Source organism: Enterocloster sp. OA13, from assembly GCF_022440595.1.
Classification (GTDB): Bacteria; Bacillota; Clostridia; order Lachnospirales; family Lachnospiraceae; genus Enterocloster; species Enterocloster hominis.
On sequence record NZ_JAKNTF010000001.1, the window covers coordinates 5,619,020 to 5,637,180 of the forward strand.

Sequence of the window (18,161 nt, forward strand, 5' to 3'; positions counted from 1 at the left end):
CATACCTCCGCGAAGTTTTTTTAAGGGGCGGCAGTGCCCGGGCGGAATAAATCATCAAACACGCCCTGACATGCCGCCCCCTTGCTGCCTTTCTATACGCTATGGCGAATTAAAGGCCTTCTGCGCCGTATTCAAATCCTTCAAGAACAACCCACTTGGCATCCTTAACACCGCAGATCATGTACTGACGCTCGATATCGCCGTCCGGTGTAAAGTTAAGTGCGCCTGTAACGCCTGTATTCTGGCTTTCAGCCAGCGCCTGCTGGATTGCATCACGTGTGATCTCCCCATCGCCAATCTTCTCTACCGCATTGGCAATCAGATATACACAGTCATAAGCACATGCAGGGTGGATGGTTGGTGCAAATCCTGCCTCGCCCTCAAACCACTTTGCCCAGCTGGAAAGTTCCTCATTGTTCTCATCAAAGAAGAAAGGAGAGGTAACAATCAGGTTATCCGGTGTGGTCAGCTGCTTAATCAGCTGCTCGGAGGTGCCAGGCCCTAAAGCAACGTGCTGGATATCCCATCCCGCCGCATCTGCCTGGTTGAAGATAGCTGCCACGGAATCGCCCTGGTCCATGACTACCAGGCAGTCCGGGTCAATGGATCTCATCTTTGTAATCAGGGAGCTGAAATCCTTCTCGCCTGTGGCGTATTTCTCAACCGTCACATCCAGGCCTTCCTTCTCAGCCTGAATCATGAAGTTGTCATAACAGGAAAGACCCCAGTCACTGTCCACACGGATAACGGCAATCTTCTGTGCGCCCAGGTATTTTTTAAGTATGTACTTTGCAAGGTAAGGAGCTTCCACGTCCTGGCGGCCCATGATACTGAAGCAGTATTTGCTCATGTTGGCATAGTCAGGTGCGGATGCGGTGGGGCTTAACTGTACGATTCCATAGCGGTCCACAATCTCGGCATTGGCCTTGCATGCGCCGGAGGTAAAGTCGCCCAGGATAGCCATGACACTTTCATCTTCAGCGAAGTTGGTTGCCATGTTGGAGGACACCACTGCGTCGCCCTGCGTATCCTTAATCTCGATTTCAAACTTATGTCCGTTAATGCCGCCCTTTTCATTAATCTCATCAATTGCCTTCTGGAATCCAATCTGGAATCCCTTTCCATACTCAGCATAGTTGCCGGTAAGAGGCGCCAGACCTCCCAGCTTGATGACTGATTTATCCCCCGGGGCTGCTTCTGTCTTGGTTCCGCCTGAACATCCTGTCAGTAATCCTGCCGCCATTGCAGCTGAAAGTGCCAGAGCTGCCATTGTCTTAAACCTTTTCATAAGAAAACTCCTCCTTGTATCTCTCCTGATTATTTGTGGAAGCAAAGCTTACATGTAGCGCATCCCTTAGCCAGTGTATCGGTCAGATCCAGTGTCAGTCCCATAGCCTCTGCAATACCGCGGTCCCCGTCCATGGCGATGTCACAGAGCTTAGCGCAGGTCTCATCATCAAAGCCCAGCTTCTTCCATGCATTCAACAGTGCGCAGTAGTGGAAATCAACAGGAACCTCTGTCTCTGTCACTTCATGTACTTCCTGCTCAAATGTCTTTCTTCCCAGTTCATTTAAGAATACCTCAGCGAAATCCCTGCAGTCATCCGGATTGGAACAGGCAGCCTTGAAGTTGGCGCCGTGGATGTTACCGCATCTCTTGATGGCCCTTCTGAATGCAGGCTCCGGATCAATGCCGTCCTTTTTCAGTTCATCATAGATAAGGCCCATCCAGGTTGCCCTGTGCTCAATTGCCGCCCTGTTAATATTTGCCTGCTCGTCGTTTGTAAGTGTTGCTACATTCTTGATTTCTCCCATGATATCTCTTATCTCCTTTCATTATATACAGCTTTATCTTCTGTGATTTGCTGTATCTCACAAAACTAATCATATCAGTTTTTATCTAAATGTCAAGCATTTTTAGTTAATATTTATATTATTTTTCCATCATTCCTTATAAAAACATATATATTGCCCACCATTACGCAAAACAGCCCAAAAATCTAATATGACTATTTACATTTTTTACGAGGGGGATTATAATGGTTTTTAATGCTTTTTTATTTATTTTGTTTGGTATTGATTTTGCTTCCAATATATTCTATACTGATTGCATAAACATGATAGCATGACATTCCCCAAGAAAGGATACATCTAATATGATTAGCCAGGAAATGAACCTGAAAGAGCAGATACATCACCATCTGTTTTCGGATATAGTCAACGGCGTTTACACGCCAGGAAGCATTCTTCACGAAAAGAACCTGATGGAAAAATACGGAGTCAGCCGCGCCCCCATCCGCGAAGCCCTGATACAGCTATGCAGCGAGGGCGTACTTCGCAACCTTCCCAAACGCGGTTACGAGGTAACGGAAATCAGCGCCGAAGAGATACAGAACATCATACGCTACCGCATCTCCCTGGAGTGCGGCTTCATGCAGCAATACGGCTCCTATATAGACGATGCCCTCATAGAAAAGCTGGAACAGCACAACCTGAACCACCAGCAGCGCCAGGGCGAGGGCCTGACCGCCCTGGAACATTGGCAGGACAACATTTACTTCCACCTGCTTTTATTCTCCAATTACCGGAATGACTACGCTTACAAAAGACTCCAGGAATCCATGGCCACCCAGACACGTTTCTACGCCCAAAAACGCTCCCGCCAATGGCACTCCCCCATCTTCTACGATGCGGACGGACTCCATGTGGCAATCGTGGATTACCTGAAGCAGAAAAACTATAGTATGGCGTCTAATATCCTGAAGGCGGATATTGAAGATAGTACGACGATGTGAGGTTTTAAAAGGAAATTTAAAAAAGAACAACCGATATGCCTCCCTCCCAGGTAAAAATAAAAACTTATTACTTGGGAGGGATTATACTTTATGTCTAAAAAGAATATACCAAAAATCAGAACGGGTATCAAATAAAGCTTCCATTTATCATAGTTACCGGCATATCTCAGGATTATTATTCCGGAAGCCGCGCAACAGATAATTTTCATTCAGTATCTTTTCTTAAAATGTCAAGATATGCAGAGTAGGTATAAATTCTTGTTTTTCCTTTCTTGTCCGTCTGTTCCAGGATGTTTTTTTCCATTAGGACGGTCACAGCTCTTGCTACCGCATTATAAGACAGGGAGAGGGCACCAGCTGTTTTTCGGATTTCAATGATGGGATTGGCCTCCAAATAACGGAATAGTTTTTTCAATGTGGCCTCCTGCCTGCCGGGAACATCCAGTAGGGCAATATTCTCCTCATGCAGCTTTGACAGTTTGTCAATCGTCTGCACAGCATCCTCTGCGGACTCAGCCACGGCCTGTAAAAAGAATCGGATCCACTGCTCATAATTTCCTTTGCTACGGACTTCTGTCATCCGGTCATAGTATTCCACCCGGTTCCGCTTTAGAAAATAGGAAATATACAGGGTAGGTGTTGTCAGTATTCCCTTTTCCATGAGAAAAAGTGTAATTAAAAGCCGCCCCACACGACCGTTTCCATCGAGGAAAGGGTGTATGGTTTCAAATTGGTAATGAATCAATCCGGCACGAATCAGTGGATCAAGGTCATCTTCTGCATTCATATATTTTTCCAGGTCAATCATAGCTTGGTTCATGTCTTCCGGGTTGGGCGGAATATACCGGGCATTCTTCAAGGTACTGCCCTGCCCGCCAATCCAGTTTTGCGAATAGCGGAACTCTCCTGGGCTTTTTTCCTGGCCCCGAACCCCTGCCATAAGCACTGCATGGGTTTCCTTTATCAGACGACAGCAAAGAGGAAGGCTCCTCAGACGGTTAATGGCGAATTCCGTCGCCCGGATATAGTTGATGACATCCGCTACATTTTGATTAACATTTACGTCCAGCATAGGGTCCAGTACGTCATCAAGAGTCGCCTGGGTTCCTTCGATTTGAGAAGACAGCAACGCTTCCTTTCGGACATACATAGATATAAACAGGTTTACACTGGGTATCCTGGAGGCCAGCCCTTCCAAAAGGGCAATCTGGCGATTTGCCTGTACCAGCAGATTCACGCTGTCCCTGTCCATCAAAATAGGTGGGGCAGGAGGCAGCGGAGACGGTGCAAACGATTGATATGCCATTTTTCCTGACAGGTTGTTTTTGAATTCCCCAGCTCTATTTTTCACTTAGTTCAATCCTTCCTTTTCCGGCCTTCGGCCAAGTGGAAATTTCATAATTAATTATAGCCCATAAATTTCCGTTTATCAACATAAACAGAAATTAATAGGCTATAATCAATAAACATATTTCCTTAAAAATCAACTTGCGGAGTTTTTTAGTGATAAAAACCAAAGAAATTTTCTTTTGAGAATATACCCCCATCCGTCACGCCGGCATTTACATAATCTCAGTCCTGTAACGTATATTCCCTCCCAAGAAACAGGTTTTTATTTTTTACTTGTCTAACTAGAAGGGAGCATGTCAGTCAGGAAAAACTAACGCTCAGAATATTAATATGAATAATAATATTTTCTCTCCTGTCATGCCCGGAATCCCCAGTCCGCGGAGCGGGCCAGGGCGGGCATTTCCTTGAGGGGGGAGTGCGCAGCCGGGGAATCCATTTGGGCGACGGGCGGTAGGACGCATTGTGGAGGAGGGCGCAGCTTCTTAGGTTCTGGCAATATAAAAGACGGAGGTGGATTCTGGCCTCAAAGCCAGAATCCAAGGTGCTCTGAACGTAGAAAGTCCTTCAGGATTTCTACGTGAATAGCACCGATCCTCCGTCTTTTATATTGTCAGGGCCTTAGAAGCTGCCCCTCCGGAACTTAGCGTCCTACCGCCCGTCGTCCAAATGGATTCCCCGGCTGCGCACTCCTCACCTCAAGGAAATGCCCGCCCTGGCCCGCTCCGCGGACGTACCCACCTCACAACCCCAGCCTCACATACTGCTCCGCCGGCGCATCATTCTCCTCCATAAGGCGCACCATATTCATCTTCATCCGCGCCTCCACTGCGTCATCCCGGATGGGATGCTCCTGTTTGGGATCCTGTTCCAAATCAAAGAGCATTGTGCCATACTCCATCAGCTTCCTGGGCGGGAAGCCAAGGGTGCTGATTCCGTATCCGCCTTTAATCTGCAGGACAGGCATGCCTTTTGTAAATGCAAATCCCTCACATAACTTGGCTGTGCGCATTTCCTCCACGCCGATGGCGCCGGGATAGCTGGAGGGTTCCAGGATATAGTTAAACAGTTCATTTTCCTTATCCGGCACCGGGCATCTCATGTACACATACCGGCCGTCCGTGATGTTTACATGGACACCGTGCTGGCCGAACAGGGCATACTCCCTGATCCGGGTATCATCCACCATGGTCTGATACAGTGATTTTCCCTGCATGTCCTCCGGGATATCCTGATGGAAGAAGTCCAGCAGCGTAGGCGCAAGGTCTATGGTCTGCACCAGTGCCTGGCGCCGTTCCCCTCTGACCCCTGCCCTTGGGTCCCAGATAAACAGCGGCGTATGGGCAATCTCGTTGAAATACGGCATCATGACCTTTCCCCACCAGTTATGTTCACTGAGGATGAACCCATGGTCCGTATTCACAATCAGCATGGTATCCTTCCACATGTCATACTTATCCATCATATCCAGCACCTTGCCAAGGTACGTATCACACATGGTCACAAGGGCCTTGTACTCATTGATGCAGTGCTGCACCTGCTCCGGCGTCTCAGCCACCTCATGGTAGCCCGGCCAGTCAAACATGATGCCGTCATACCCATCCTTATAAAAATCCTTATATTTCTGCGGGGTGAAAAATGGTTCGTGGGGATCGAAGTTCTCCAGCTGGAGATACCAGTCATCCTCCTCATGATTATCCTCTATGAAATCCAGGCCATTGGAAAAATTCACTGCAATGGACTGGTTTTCCTCCTCCCTCATATAATGGCGGTTAATATATTCCTGTCTCCCGCATGCATCCTTGCGGCCGTCAATATGAGGCGGAACCTCCCATTTAATCCTTCCCTTCCAGCAGTCCCCCTCCTGTCCCCGCACAAACTCAAAGGTATTATATTTTGTCTGGTAATTACATCCCCCTTCTTCCCAGTAATGCCAGTGGTCCGTGGTCAGATGGGTGTAAATGCCGTTGTTCTTAAGGATTTCCGGCATGGAATCATCGTATGGTTCCAGGGGGCCCCAGCTCCGGTGAAGGAAGTTATACCTCCCCGTATGTATTTCCCTTCTGGCAGGCATACAGGGAAGGCTTCCCGCATAACAGTTGTCAAAGGTCACTGTACGGGACGCCAGACGCTCAAAATTCGGTGCCACGATATCCTTATAGCCATAGGGCGGAAGCATGTGCCTGTTCAGGGAATCAAACATTACCATAATTGCTCTCATCTGCTTATTTTCTCCTTATCATTCTATTTGTTACATCTGTTTCACCTTCATGTGATACATTCTTAGATTCCGGACTACATCTGTATATTACATCTTCACATTACATCTTTACATTATATCTTTACATTATATCTTTACATTATATCTTCACCCTGCAGTCTTACGCCGCATCCCTACTCGTCATCATGTGCCCCAACCCCTGCAGGCGGTGTAATCTGCCTTACGCCAAATGCCAGCACCAGAAGGGTCACGATATATGGGATCATTGCCATGATCTGGGACGGCACCCCATATCCCTGAAGACTTATCTGCACTGCGTCAGAGAAGCCGAATATCAGGGCGCAGAGTACAACCATGATTGGATTGTATCTTGCCAGTATCATGATTGCCACGGCAATGTATCCCCTGCCAGCCGACATATCCCTTACATACATATCCAGATGGTCGATGGACAGGTAGGCGCCGCCCAGACCGGCCAGCATGCCGCAGCATACCACTGCAATGTATTTAATCCTGTGTACCGGAAGTCCCACCGTGGCCGCGGCCTTGGGATTCTCCCCCACCATTCTCAGGCGCAGGCCAAACCGCGTCCTAAACAATACAAAATACTCCGCCGCAACCGCTGCCAGCATGATAAATGTAATGGGCGATGTAAGCACTCCCTGCTTAATGGAAGCAACCTGGGGGGACGATCCTTTGTTGTTCCAGATCAGCTGCATGAGAAGGGTGGTGGCAGCCACTGCCAGAAGATTCAGCCCGATTCCGCTGATGACCTGGTTTACTTTATAGCGTACGCTTAAAATCCCATGGCACAGGCCGAACAGCGCGCCCCCGGCAACGCCGCAGAGAATGGCCGCAGCCACATTTCCCGTATAATAGGAGCCAAGAACGCCGCAGAAGGCCCCCATGGTCATCATGCTCTCAAGTCCCAGGGCCATGATGCCGCTTCTTACCGATATGACGCCTCCCAGGGCCGCCAGGATCAGCGGCACCGACATGCTGAAGGTGGATGTGAATATGGATAGTATCTGGTTCATGCCGTCCTGCCTCCTTTCACGGATATGGCTGTATGTTTCCGGTTCATCCTCAGGATTTCCTTTACAAGAAGGGGCGCCGCGACCAGAAGGATGATCAGTGCCTGAATCACATCAATGAATTCCGTGGGCACTCCCGTGGTCCTGTTAAGCACCATGCACCCTGCCCTCAGGGCACCAAAAATAATGCCGGAGAGTATGACGGCCACCGGCCTGTCAGCCGCCAGTGCTGCTACCGCAATGCCGTCAAAACCATAACCGGAGGAAAATCCTGCAATCAGCCGCCTGTCCACGCCCATTACATGGGTGCCTCCCAGGAGTCCCGCAATGGCACCGCTGATCAGCATGGCGATAATCATTACTTTTCCAATGCGGATTCCGGCTGTTTCCGATGCCTTCAGGTTCTGCCCCACACATTTAATCTCGTAACCGATCACGGTCCGGTCAAAGAGCAGCTTAATGACGATACAGGCCGCTGCCGCAATGATGATGGCAATTGTGAGCTGTGTCTTATCCACGATTTTAGGAAGCCATATGGCTTCAGCAAACTTGGCTGTCTGGGCAATGCTCTTCCCCTCCTCTTTCAGGGGATAGTTCACCGCGTACTCCACAAAGTTCACCGCAATGGTGTTAAGCATCATGGTTGCGATTACCTCATTGGAGCCGAAACGTACCTTCATGAATCCCACCAGTCCCGCATACAGCCCGCCAAAAACCATTCCGCATAACAGGGCAAGTATGATCCAGGGAACCGGAGGAAGGTTAAGGGGGAGCAGGGCAAACATGGATGTCCCCAATGCCCCGATATAAAGCTGCCCTTCGATTCCAAGGTTAATCAGGTTCGCCCTTTTAGCCACCGTATAGGCCAGCCCTGCAAATATCAGCGGCGTTGCCTGCACCAGTGTCTGGCATATGGCCTTCTTGCCCCCGAAAGCGCCCTTCATGATTGCCCCATATGCCTCAAATGGGTTGTACCCGCAGATGAACATGATTACCCCGCCCAGGATCAGGGCCAGGATTAGGGCTGTAAAAGACATATTCTTAGCCAGGACGGCCTTTACACCGTATGATTGCTTTGCAGCGCCTGTGGCGGGCGCCTTACTTCCTGTGCCGCTCATATGGAAGCCCTCCTTTCTCCTTTGGCCCCGGTCATCAGAAGTCCCAGTTCCATATCGTCAAACTCTTCCGGCCGCCCTTCTGCCACCAGCTCCCCATCATAAATCACGGTGAGACGGTCACTGAGGCTCTTCACCTCATCCAGGTCAGCCGAGATAAGCAGCACTGCCTTTCCTTCGTCCCGCAGGTCCAGGAGGCGTTCATGTATATACTCCATGGCTCCGATGTCCACACCCCTTGTGGGCTGGGCCACAATGATGATGTCCGGGTCCTCGCTGAAAACCCTTGCGATTACGATTTTCTGCTGGTTTCCACCGGAAAGGGAACTTGCCTTCACCAGCGGGTTAGGCGCCTTAATCCTGAATTCCTGTAAAAGACTGTCGGCAAAATGTTTCATTTTCTTCCTGTCCAGGATTCCGTTTTTCTGGAAACGGCCCTGGTAGCCCAGAATCATATTATCCAGAATGGACAGATCAAGCACCAGTCCCCTGGTCATGCGGTCCTCCGGGATATGGCCGATGCCTTTCCTTATGAACTCATCCGGCCCGCCCTTTATGGACTGCCCATCCTTCTCCATATCCAGTCTGTCAGGATGGCAGATTCCTGTAAGGCATTCAATCAGTTCTGTCTGTCCATTTCCCTCAATGCCCGCGATTCCCAGGATTTCCCCCTTCTTAAGCTCCAGGGAAATGTGGTTGAGTATGTATCTGTCCTTTTTCTTAAGGGTGATATCCCTGACCCGCAGCGCTGGCCCGCCCACAGACCTGGCCTTTCTTGAAACGCCCAGGGTCACTTCACGGCCCACCATCATCTGGGCCAGGCTGTCCGCGGTGGCCCCTTTGATGGATACGTGGCCGGTAATCATTTTCCCATCGCGCAGCACGCTGATGCTGTCCGCAATGGCCAGCGTCTCCTTCAGCTTGTGGGTGATGATTACAATGCTCTTATTCTGGGCCTTTAGCTCCCTTAAAATATGAAACAGCTCTTCAACCTCCTGAGGTGTAAGAACTGCTGTCGGCTCATCCAATATTAAGATATCAGCATTGCGGTAAATCGCTTTCAGGATTTCCACCTTCTGCTGTTCCCCCACAGACAGACCGCTTACCTTCTGGGAAGCCCGGATTCCAAACCCGTACCTGTCAATCATCTCCTGCACCTTGCGTTCCGCTGTTTCCCGGTCAAACACAATCCCCTTTACAGGTTCACACCCCACAACGATATTTTCCGTCACTGTCAGTACCGGCGTCAGCATGAAATGCTGATGCACCATCCCAATCCCCAGGTCTATGGCCTGTTTCGGGGATTTGATGGCCGTAGGCGTACCTTTCACGAAAATCTCCCCTTCATCCGGCTTACAGATGCCGTAGAGGATTTTCATCAATGTGGATTTGCCTGCCCCATTCTCCCCCAGGAGGGAGAGGATTTCCCCCTCCTCAAGAAGGAAATCCACATTGTCAAGGGCGCGGACCAAGGGGTACTGCTTTGTAATGTTCCTCATTTCAACTGCATACATTGCCTTTCCTCCTGTAACCCTTTAAACCCCTTTTATTTTGTGTACTGGTTTGCCTGTACCCATGCATCTAATTCATCCGCATTCTTACAGGGCACCAGTTCTCCTGACGCAATCCTGCCTCTGATATCCTCGACCGCTGCCTTGATATCATCGGGAACCGCCACATTGGAGCCTTCCATATCACAGCCCACTGCATTTTCCTTCATGCCGCTCATGTGAAGCCCCGGCTCCCATGTGCCTTCCACTATACTCTTGACCTCATTGTAGACCATCTCATCCACGCTTCTCACAGAGGATGCCACAATGTGGTCAGGATCCTCCCCATTCTGGTTCGGTCCCACGCCAAAGGCGTAGCGGTCAGCTTCCTTTGCAGCGCCGAACACACCAAGGCCGGACGCGCCTGCTATACACTGGATGAAATCAGCGCCCTTGCTGTACATGGAAAGTCCCATTTCCTTGCCCTTACCCGGGTCGTTAAACGCGCCGACCACGCCTTCCAGCACTTCCACATCCGGATTCACATACTTGGCCCCGGCCGTGAATCCCACAACGCCTTCCCTCAGGTTTGGCAGGTCCATTCCCATAATCACGCCAATCACATTATCCTCATTGGCCAGTTCCATGTCGCTTAATGTCCCCATGCCCGCAATCACGCCTGCCAGGAAGGTCTGTTCACTCCACTCGGTCTGCACCGTGCTCACGCCATCGATTTCAGCCGCGCTGTCCAGAAGGGAAATCTTCTGGTCCGGGAACTCCTCGCTTATCTCGGTAATGGGTTCCTCCTGGTCACTTGCAATGGCAATGATCAGGTCATATTCCTCAGTCTCAGCAAACTGCCTGTCAAGCGGAAGCAGGTCACTGACCGAACTGGGCTCCACATAGTCAAATTCAATCCCAAAATCCTCCTGGGCCTTTGTAATCCCGGCATAGGCCATATCGTTGAAATTCTTATCCCCCAGACCGCCTGTGCTCAGCACAAGCCCTACCTTCATTTTGGAACCGTCCTTTGCCCCCTCTGCCGTATTGCCTGAACCGGACCCACCGTCTGTATTGCCCCCGGCATTTTCCTTCTTATCCGTCCCAGCCTCAGCCGTGGTGCCTCCTGCGCCGCTTCCTCCGTTGCCAGATCCCTGGCTTCCTCCGCAGCCAACAAGTGAAACTCCCATAACCATTGCCAAACATAATGCTGTCAATCTGACCTTCCTCATAGTGCCCTCCTTTTATCACGCTGTGAATATGTCTTTATCTATTAGGAATTTTAATACAAAATAGTTTATATATAAAGAAAGGCTGCCAACCATTTTAAAAAGTATTTTAACTTTTTCTGGTCAGCAGCCGCTGGTCTATGCAACTTTTTTAACTTTATGCAACTATTTTGACATATGTCCTGCCACGTCCCTCATCTGTCCGCCTTCGTTCCCCGGGCGCCGCCGGTATTCCTCTGGCTCCGGGTGACCTCCGGTCCCACTCCCATGAAATCCCTGTACATTTTAGAAAAATAACTGGGCGTGGTATAACCAACCGCATAGGCAATCTCATATATCTTCATATCCGTGTTAATCAGCATGTCCCTTGCCTTGTTAAGCCGGTAGGACATCAGGTAACTGCTGAACTTCTCCCCTGTTTCCGACTTAAAAAGCCGGCTCAGGTATTCCGGGGAACGGTATATATACTGCGCCACCTCATTCAGGGAAATGTCCCTGTTGTAATTATTATGGATATACCGTATGGCATCCCGCACGCTCTGGGAGTATCTGAAATTATCCTCAGAGTAAATCCTGTTTACCAGATTCCTGCACAACCCGCCGCATACCTTCAGCGTCCAGTCCATATCCTGATGATGCTCCTCTGAGAAATCCGGTATGTGGGCCGCACATATCTCCTCAATACGTATCACCAGCTGGATGCACATCTCCTTCACCCACTGGATATCCGCAAACGGCGCGCCGTGAAGGCTTTGGAACCACTGCACCAACGCTTCCTGGATGACCTCCTCCCCTTCATACAGGATACCCGCCAGGATTTTCTGGCAATTCTTCTTAATGGACGCCCGGTCCAGAGGCAAAAGCTCCATTGCATCCTCTATCCTCAGATATCCAGTATCCAGAAGGAATGTGTAGCGCAGCATCTTCTCCGCCTCCTCAATGGCTTCCATGATGGATGCAAGTCCCTTCCCCATATGACCGGACACCATAAGTCCCAGGTCCTCCCTCCGGCAGCCTTCTGAAAACCACTCTGCTGCTTCCGTCAGTTCTTCCCCGCTCCCAGCCTGGAATATCAGGTAAATGCTCCTGTTTTTCAGGGCCGGGCCAATGGCATGGATTTTCCTCTCCCCCACAAGCCGGTCCATTACCTCCTTCTGCCTCACGCCGTCCCTCTGTTCAAACGCCGTAACCAGGAACAGCTCCCCGGGCCTGAAGCCATGCCTTTTCCAGAAATCCTCCAGGAACTCCTTATTATCCAGATTATAATAACAGTCAAAAATATCCAGATAACCGTTGGAATAACAGTCCTTTTCCTTATTCCCGGCCTTCTCCTGTATTTCCCCGTATATTTCCTCCAATGTGCTGAGGATGTCCCGTCCACGCAACTCCGACTTAAGCAGATACTTCTTGGCGCCATAGGTCACAGCCTCCCTGGCATAGGAAAACTCGGCGTAATTGGTCAGGATGACAAAATTCGTATAAGGGCTGACCTCCAGGACCTTCTTCATCAATTCAATCCCGTCCATGCCCGGCATTTTAATATCCGTAATCACCACATCCGGCTGATGCTTAAGAGCCATATCAAATGCCTCATTCCCGCTTTCAGCCACCGCCGCAATCTCAAACTCAGGGTTCCCGCCCCGCTCAATACTGAACTGAATCCACTCCCGGATAGGGGTTTCATCATCCACAATCAATATCTTCATCTCAGCCGCTTCCTTTCAGTGGTGGAAGGCATCACCAGGATAACCTCCGTTCCCCGGCCTTCCTCGCTTATGATTTTCAGCCCATAAACATCCCCAAAATTCAGTTTCAGACGCTCATTCACATTCTTAATCCCTACCTTGTTGATGTTCATATCCTTATTCAGGACCGTGCTGATTTTCTCAGCATCCATCCCAACCCCGTCATCCTTCACGCTGACACAAAGGTTTCCTTGGTCCATATAACTTTTTATCCTTATATGGCATACCTTATCCTCCTTCAGGCTGTAGAAAATTGCATTCTCCACAATGGGCTGGAGGATGAAATCCGGTACAAGGGCTGGAAGCGTGCTTTCCTCAACATCAAACACCACCTCGACCCGTTCCCTGTACCTCGCCTTCTGAAGGTTAACATAATGTCTCAGCGTCTCCATTTCCTCCCGCAGTGTAATGAACTGTTCGGTCCGGGACAGCGTCTTCCTGAGGATTTTGGAGAAATCAATCAGCATGTCCTCTGCCTCTTCATTTTTCCCCATCTCCACATAAAACCGGATGGAGCTTAAGGTATTATATATAAAATGCGGGTTAATCTGGGCCTGAAGGAAATCCAGTTCCAGCAGGTGCTTCTTGCGGTCCATGGCCCGTATCTCCTCCACCTGCTTCTCCAGCCGGTCCACCATGTAATTAAAAGAATCCGCAATCTCCGCAAACTCACCCTTCCCCCGTTCCTGGCTGCTGATCCGCACATCAAACCGTCCCTCTGCCACCTGGCTCATCTTATCCTTAATCTTATCCACCGGTTTGATGATCCGCTTCCTGGAAAATATAGTCAGGGGATACAGGCACAGCACAAAGGCTGCAATCAAAAGGAGGCTGAAATACCCGGTCCTATCAAGTGTCGCCCATATCTCATGTACATTAATCCGCTCCATCAGATACCAGTCCGTTCCCAGGATATTTTCATAAAAATACATATAATCCTGTCCCTGGTCCGCCACGGTCCGGTATCCGGCCACGGGGATGAAGCCGGATGTGCCCGAATCCAGAGCCAGGCCTCCTGCCGGCAGCTTTCCCGGTTCCAGATCTGGCCCCTGTCCTGTTGTCTGGTACAGCCCATGATCCATCTGGTACAGCCCATGGTCCAGCGCCTGCTTTGATTCCTGTCCAGGACCCATCATCGGTTCCCCAACAGCCGGCCATCCGCCAATCTCGCTCTTATTCTCCCCTGAAACAAGGGTTCCGCTGTTGCTGACAATACAGAACTTCCTGTCCTTCCCCCTCATATCCGAGTATGAATCATACAGGACCTTCTCGCTGAAATGCATCAGCACATACCCCTCCACCTGTTCACTGAGCAGGTCCTTGACTGGTTCTATCAGATAAAAACCATGCCTGTACAGACCTCCCTCATCGCTGCGGACAGGTCCGTCTAACAGCACATAATCCGGCATATCCTCCCCCACCGGCGCTGCCTTTTTAATATAATCCACGGCAGTTTCCCAGGTAACCACCGGCCGGTCACTGCTGTATCGCAGTCCCTGCAGGTCATAGATATAAATCCTGAAAATATTCCCCCGCTTATAATTCTTATAAATCTCATCCTGCACAAGCCCGTCCACATATCCGTCCATGGAATCACCGGTATCCTGTGTCCAGCCAGCTTCTGCATACGCTGTTTTTTCCTCCTGTGCCAGCCACTGTGTCACCCTGGCATTCTGGGCAATATTAGAAAGGCTCTCCTTCAGGGAGCCCAGCGTATCCGCCGTACCGTTAGCAGACTGTTTCAATATAGCCTGGTGTAATTTAATAATCTCATTCCCCACCACACCTTTAGAAAAACGTATGATTGCGGTCCCCATGATTCCCACCAATATAACCACCAACAGGAACAATATGAGGAAATGTCTTTTAATATAACTTACCTTATTCTTCGAAGTCATGACAGTCTCCTTATATGAGACAGGATTACCGGCCTATGCTATCGATTATACCATACTTGCAGACGATTCCCCATTAATTTATAACCGGGATTACAAGTTCCAGAACCACTCATCCATTAACCAATAGAAATCCTTTCATATCATTCCCGGAATCCCCCAGTCCGCGAAGGGGGCCAGGGCGGGTCTTATCTTGAGGAGGGCGGGCGCAGCCGGGGGATTCATTCGGGCGGCGGGCCATAGGACGCATAGTGGAGGAGGCCGCAGCTTCTTAGGTTCTGGCAACAAAAAAGGCGGAGGTGGATTCTGGCATCAAAGCCAGAATCCAAGGTGCTCTGAACGTAGAAAGTCCTTCAGGATTTCTACGTGAATAGCACCGATCCTCCGTCTTTTTTGTTGTCAGGGCCTTAGAGCGTGTTTGAAAATTCATTCCCGCCGTCTGCCCTAAGGAATCCACCAGAGGTACCCCCTTAGGACAAAGCACGCCCTGGCCCCCTTCGCGGACGTCTCCCCGCCAAACCTCCATCCATCAAACCAACTTCCCCAATATACTCTCCCCAATGGTCCCCTCCGGCATTTCCACGCCAAAGTTCTCCGCAATGGTAGCTCCAACGGCTGCGAATGTATCTGTTTCCTCCAGCCTTCCTGCTCCCTCAAACTTCTTCGAATACATCAGAAGGGGCACCTGCTCCCTGGTGTGGTCCGTGCCTGAGTAGGTTGGGTCGTTGCCGTGGTCGGCCGTAATCATCAGAAGGTCGTCCTCCCTAAGACCAGCCAGCGCCTCCCCCAGCTTCACATCGAACATCTCCACTTCTTTTGCATACCCTTCCGGATTCCTGCGGTGTCCCCACAACGCGTCAAAATCCACCAGGTTCACGAAGCAAAGTCCCTCAAACTCCTCATCCCTTATGATATCCACGGTCTGCTCCATGCCATGGACAGAGCTTTTGGACTTATATGCCTTGGTGATGCCTTCCCCGTCAAAGATATCCCTTATCTTACCAACGGAAATAACCTCATATCCATTGTCCTTCAGCGCATCCAATGCAGTCCTTCCGGTTGGCTTAAGCGCATAGTCATGGCGGTTGCTGGTCCGTTTAAATTCACCCTTTTTCTTCCCCACATAGGGCCTGGCGATGATACGTCCCACCCTCCACTCATCCCTCATGGTCAGTTCCCTTGCAATCTCACAGCAGCGGTACAGCTCATCCAGGCCAAAGGTCTCCTCATTGCCGCATATCTGCAGTACGGAGTCCGCGGATGTATAAACAATCATATGCCCGGTGGCAATCTCTTCCTCTGCCAGCTCATCCAGTATCTCGGTTCCGCTGGAACTCTTATTGCCGATTACCTTATGTCCGGTGCGTTTCTCTAACTCCTCAATCAGCTCCTGCGGGAATCCTGTCTCCGTAAATGTCACGAATGGCTTCACGGTCTTAATCCCCATCAGCTCCCAATGCCCTGTCATGGTATCCTTGCCGCAGCTTTCCTCATTCATGACAGTATAATATCCGGCGGGCTTTGAAACAGGCTCCACCCCTTTTAACGGGTGCAGGTTGGCAAGCCCCAGGCGCTGTAAGTTAGGAATCTCCCAATGGTCCACGCTGTCAGCGATATGCCCCATGGTATCCGCGCCCTGATCCCCGTAATCCTTTGCATCCTTTCCATTGCCGGCTCCGAAAGAATCAACTACAATCACAAATACACGTTTGAATTTTCCCATCCCGTCTTAATCCTCCATCATGGCAGCTGCCTTAAGCGCAACTTCCATCATATTGCCAAATGCCTCCTGACGCTCCTTTGCGCTTGTCTTCTCCCCGGTCACCATGGAATCAGAGATGGTAAGCAGGCAGGCCGCCTTCTTTCCCAGTACCCTGGCATTGTGGAACAGTGCAAAGCTCTCCATCTCCACACATTCACAGCCATGCTTTTCATGGATTTCCTTAAAACCATCCATTCCAGGCTCACTGTAGAAAACATCGCTGGAGTGTATCTTTGCAGGCTTCACCTCAATCCCGCATTCCTTCCCGGCTTCCATTATCACCTTGTTAAGGTCTGCATCCGGATATTTAACATCTGCCTCATCACCGTTCTGGGTCCTTCCGAAGCTGGACTCGCTCCAGCATTCCTCTGCCAGGACAACATCATACAGTTTAAGCCTTTCCGTATATGAGCCTGCGGAACCGATACGGATAATCCGCTCCACCCCATACTGAGTGAACAGCTCATAAGAATAGATACCGATACTCGGCATCCCCATGCCGCTGGCCATGACAGTAACCTCTTTGCCCTGGTATCTGCCTGTAAATGCATAGATGTTGCGGACCTGATTCACTAACTTCACATCGGTCAGCCAGTTCTTGGCAATGAATTCCGCCCTCAGCGGATCTCCCGGCATCAATACTGTTTTTGCGATTTCCCCTGGTGCAGCGCTATTGTGTGGTGTTCCCATAATATAAACCTCCTCTTTCTCTTGCATTTCATCTGGTTTTATTTTAAACTCAATGTAAGTAATTAAAAATGCCAAATGTCACCTTTTTTCCAATTATATCACTTTTTTACCGAGGAATCCATCATGACCTGGGAACGCATACTAAAAAACTGCAGGAAGTATGACTGCTATCCGACCATCGAGTCATTCTTTTCAACCTGCCCGCCCCTAATCCGCAACTATCTGACCCTCCAGACCTTCCCGGCGGGCCAGCTTCTCATCCAGGCCGGAGCGCCCTGCAACACGGTCTATATCCTTGTGTCCGGCAGGCTTCAGGCCATTGAGGAAAAGGCTGGGGACATTCCCTACAGTTTCTTTGATCTGTCCCCCTTTGATATTGTAGGCGACTATGAGCTTTTTTCAGAAGACACGGAAAGCTATGTGACGGTGAGGGCCTGGGAACCATCCGTCTGCCTTACCATTCCCCCCAGGTTCTATCTTAAGTGGCTCAGCGCGGACAGCACCGCCCTCTTCTTCCGCACCAGGCTTCTGATGAAAAAGCTGTCCCTGCAGCTCAATTCCAGCCGCCGTTACCTGTTAATGTCCTACGGACAGCGGTGCATGTACATCATCTGCCAGGAAGCCGGCAAGGTTTCCCCTGTAAACGGAATCTTTTGCCTGAAACTCAACCGCGAGTTCCTGGCAACAAAAACCGGCTGTTCCCTTCGTACAATCCACCGTATCCTGAAGGAAATGGCACAAAAGGACATGCTGGCCCTGTCCGGCGGAAAACTCCTTCTGACCCCAGGGCAGCTGGAGGATATGATGCATGGAGTGGAGCCTTATTCATAATCCAATG

14 protein-coding genes are annotated in these 18,161 nt (G+C 50.1%); 2 read left to right on the forward strand and 12 right to left on the reverse strand.

Annotation, left to right across the window (positions count from 1 at the left end):
• Positions 1 to 109: 109 nt before the first annotated feature.
• Both MCJ35_RS25200 and MCJ35_RS25205 read right to left on the reverse strand, forming a co-directional pair.
• Entirely contained in the window at positions 110 to 1,288 is a 1,179-nt protein-coding gene (locus tag MCJ35_RS25200) for an ABC transporter substrate-binding protein (protein ID WP_008726700.1), read from the reverse strand.
• A 29-nt stretch (positions 1,289 to 1,317) separates the two neighbouring features.
• The gene (locus tag MCJ35_RS25205) at positions 1,318 to 1,815 is read right to left on the reverse strand and encodes an L-2-amino-thiazoline-4-carboxylic acid hydrolase (protein ID WP_008726701.1); all 498 of its coding nucleotides are present in this window, start codon (positions 1,813 to 1,815) and stop codon (positions 1,318 to 1,320) included.
• 341 nt (positions 1,816 to 2,156) lie between these two features.
• Between MCJ35_RS25205 and MCJ35_RS25210 the strand changes: the two genes are divergently transcribed.
• Entirely contained in the window at positions 2,157 to 2,795 is a 639-nt protein-coding gene (locus MCJ35_RS25210; protein ID WP_008726702.1) for a GntR family transcriptional regulator, read from the forward strand.
• A 205-nt stretch (positions 2,796 to 3,000) separates the two neighbouring features.
• Here the strand turns inward: MCJ35_RS25210 and MCJ35_RS25215 are convergent, their stop codons facing one another.
• The 10 genes from MCJ35_RS25215 to deoD form a co-directional block, all read right to left on the reverse strand.
• Entirely contained in the window at positions 3,001 to 4,101 is a 1,101-nt protein-coding gene (locus MCJ35_RS25215) for a Fic family protein (protein WP_051400623.1), read from the reverse strand.
• 783 nt (positions 4,102 to 4,884) lie between these two features.
• Complete coding sequence (locus MCJ35_RS25220; protein WP_240299694.1) at positions 4,885 to 6,363, reverse strand: sulfatase; 1,479 nt, start codon at positions 6,361 to 6,363, stop codon at positions 4,885 to 4,887.
• Positions 6,364 to 6,536: 173 nt separating this feature from the next.
• Positions 6,537 to 7,400, reverse strand: a complete 864-nt coding sequence (locus tag MCJ35_RS25225; protein WP_025484666.1) for an ABC transporter permease — start codon at positions 7,398 to 7,400, stop codon at positions 6,537 to 6,539.
• Positions 7,397 to 8,515, reverse strand: coding sequence for an ABC transporter permease (locus tag MCJ35_RS25230; protein ID WP_025484664.1), 1,119 nt, complete (start codon positions 8,513 to 8,515; stop codon positions 7,397 to 7,399). Before MCJ35_RS25230 ends, MCJ35_RS25225 begins: the two co-directional genes overlap by 4 nt.
• A complete protein-coding gene (locus MCJ35_RS25235) occupies positions 8,512 to 10,026 on the reverse strand; it encodes an ABC transporter ATP-binding protein (RefSeq protein ID WP_025484663.1) in 1,515 nt (504 codons plus the stop codon). Before MCJ35_RS25235 ends, MCJ35_RS25230 begins: the two co-directional genes overlap by 4 nt.
• A gap of 32 nt (positions 10,027 to 10,058) precedes the next feature.
• A complete protein-coding gene (locus tag MCJ35_RS25240) occupies positions 10,059 to 11,234 on the reverse strand; it encodes a BMP family lipoprotein (RefSeq protein WP_025484662.1) in 1,176 nt (391 codons plus the stop codon).
• A 191-nt stretch (positions 11,235 to 11,425) separates the two neighbouring features.
• Entirely contained in the window at positions 11,426 to 12,937 is a 1,512-nt protein-coding gene (locus tag MCJ35_RS25245) for a response regulator transcription factor (RefSeq protein WP_025484661.1), read from the reverse strand.
• Positions 12,934 to 14,874, reverse strand: a complete 1,941-nt coding sequence (locus tag MCJ35_RS25250; RefSeq protein WP_240299695.1) for a sensor histidine kinase — start codon at positions 14,872 to 14,874, stop codon at positions 12,934 to 12,936. Before MCJ35_RS25250 ends, MCJ35_RS25245 begins: the two co-directional genes overlap by 4 nt.
• 526 nt (positions 14,875 to 15,400) lie before the next feature.
• Entirely contained in the window at positions 15,401 to 16,594 is a 1,194-nt protein-coding gene (locus tag MCJ35_RS25255) for a phosphopentomutase (protein ID WP_025484658.1), read from the reverse strand.
• 6 nt (positions 16,595 to 16,600) lie between these two features.
• Positions 16,601 to 17,323, reverse strand: coding sequence for a purine-nucleoside phosphorylase (deoD, locus tag MCJ35_RS25260; protein ID WP_025484657.1), 723 nt, complete (start codon positions 17,321 to 17,323; stop codon positions 16,601 to 16,603).
• A 123-nt stretch (positions 17,324 to 17,446) separates the two neighbouring features.
• On the opposite strand from deoD, the gene MCJ35_RS25265 reads away from it, so the two are divergent.
• Entirely contained in the window at positions 17,447 to 18,154 is a 708-nt protein-coding gene (locus MCJ35_RS25265; RefSeq protein ID WP_025484656.1) for a Crp/Fnr family transcriptional regulator, read from the forward strand.
• Positions 18,155 to 18,161: the final 7 nt, after the last annotated feature.

Coding starts and splice junctions, on each gene's coding strand:
- MCJ35_RS25200 (WP_008726700.1), bottom strand. CDS start 1,288: ATGAAAAGGTTTAAGACAATGGCAGCTCTGGCACTTTCAGCTGCAATG.
- MCJ35_RS25205 (WP_008726701.1), bottom strand. CDS start 1,815: ATGGGAGAAATCAAGAATGTAGCAACACTTACAAACGACGAGCAGGCA.
- MCJ35_RS25210 (WP_008726702.1), top strand. CDS start 2,157: ATGATTAGCCAGGAAATGAACCTGAAAGAGCAGATACATCACCATCTG.
- MCJ35_RS25215 (WP_051400623.1), bottom strand. CDS start 4,101: ATGGCATATCAATCGTTTGCACCGTCTCCGCTGCCTCCTGCCCCACCT.
- MCJ35_RS25220 (WP_240299694.1), bottom strand. CDS start 6,363: ATGAGAGCAATTATGGTAATGTTTGATTCCCTGAACAGGCACATGCTT.
- MCJ35_RS25225 (WP_025484666.1), bottom strand. CDS start 7,400: ATGAACCAGATACTATCCATATTCACATCCACCTTCAGCATGTCGGTG.
- MCJ35_RS25230 (WP_025484664.1), bottom strand. CDS start 8,515: ATGAGCGGCACAGGAAGTAAGGCGCCCGCCACAGGCGCTGCAAAGCAA.
- MCJ35_RS25235 (WP_025484663.1), bottom strand. CDS start 10,026: ATGTATGCAGTTGAAATGAGGAACATTACAAAGCAGTACCCCTTGGTC.
- MCJ35_RS25240 (WP_025484662.1), bottom strand. CDS start 11,234: ATGAGGAAGGTCAGATTGACAGCATTATGTTTGGCAATGGTTATGGGA.
- MCJ35_RS25245 (WP_025484661.1), bottom strand. CDS start 12,937: ATGAAGATATTGATTGTGGATGATGAAACCCCTATCCGGGAGTGGATT.
- MCJ35_RS25250 (WP_240299695.1), bottom strand. CDS start 14,874: ATGACTTCGAAGAATAAGGTAAGTTATATTAAAAGACATTTCCTCATA.
- MCJ35_RS25255 (WP_025484658.1), bottom strand. CDS start 16,594: ATGGGAAAATTCAAACGTGTATTTGTGATTGTAGTTGATTCTTTCGGA.
- deoD (WP_025484657.1), bottom strand. CDS start 17,323: ATGGGAACACCACACAATAGCGCTGCACCAGGGGAAATCGCAAAAACA.
- MCJ35_RS25265 (WP_025484656.1), top strand. CDS start 17,447: ATGACCTGGGAACGCATACTAAAAAACTGCAGGAAGTATGACTGCTAT.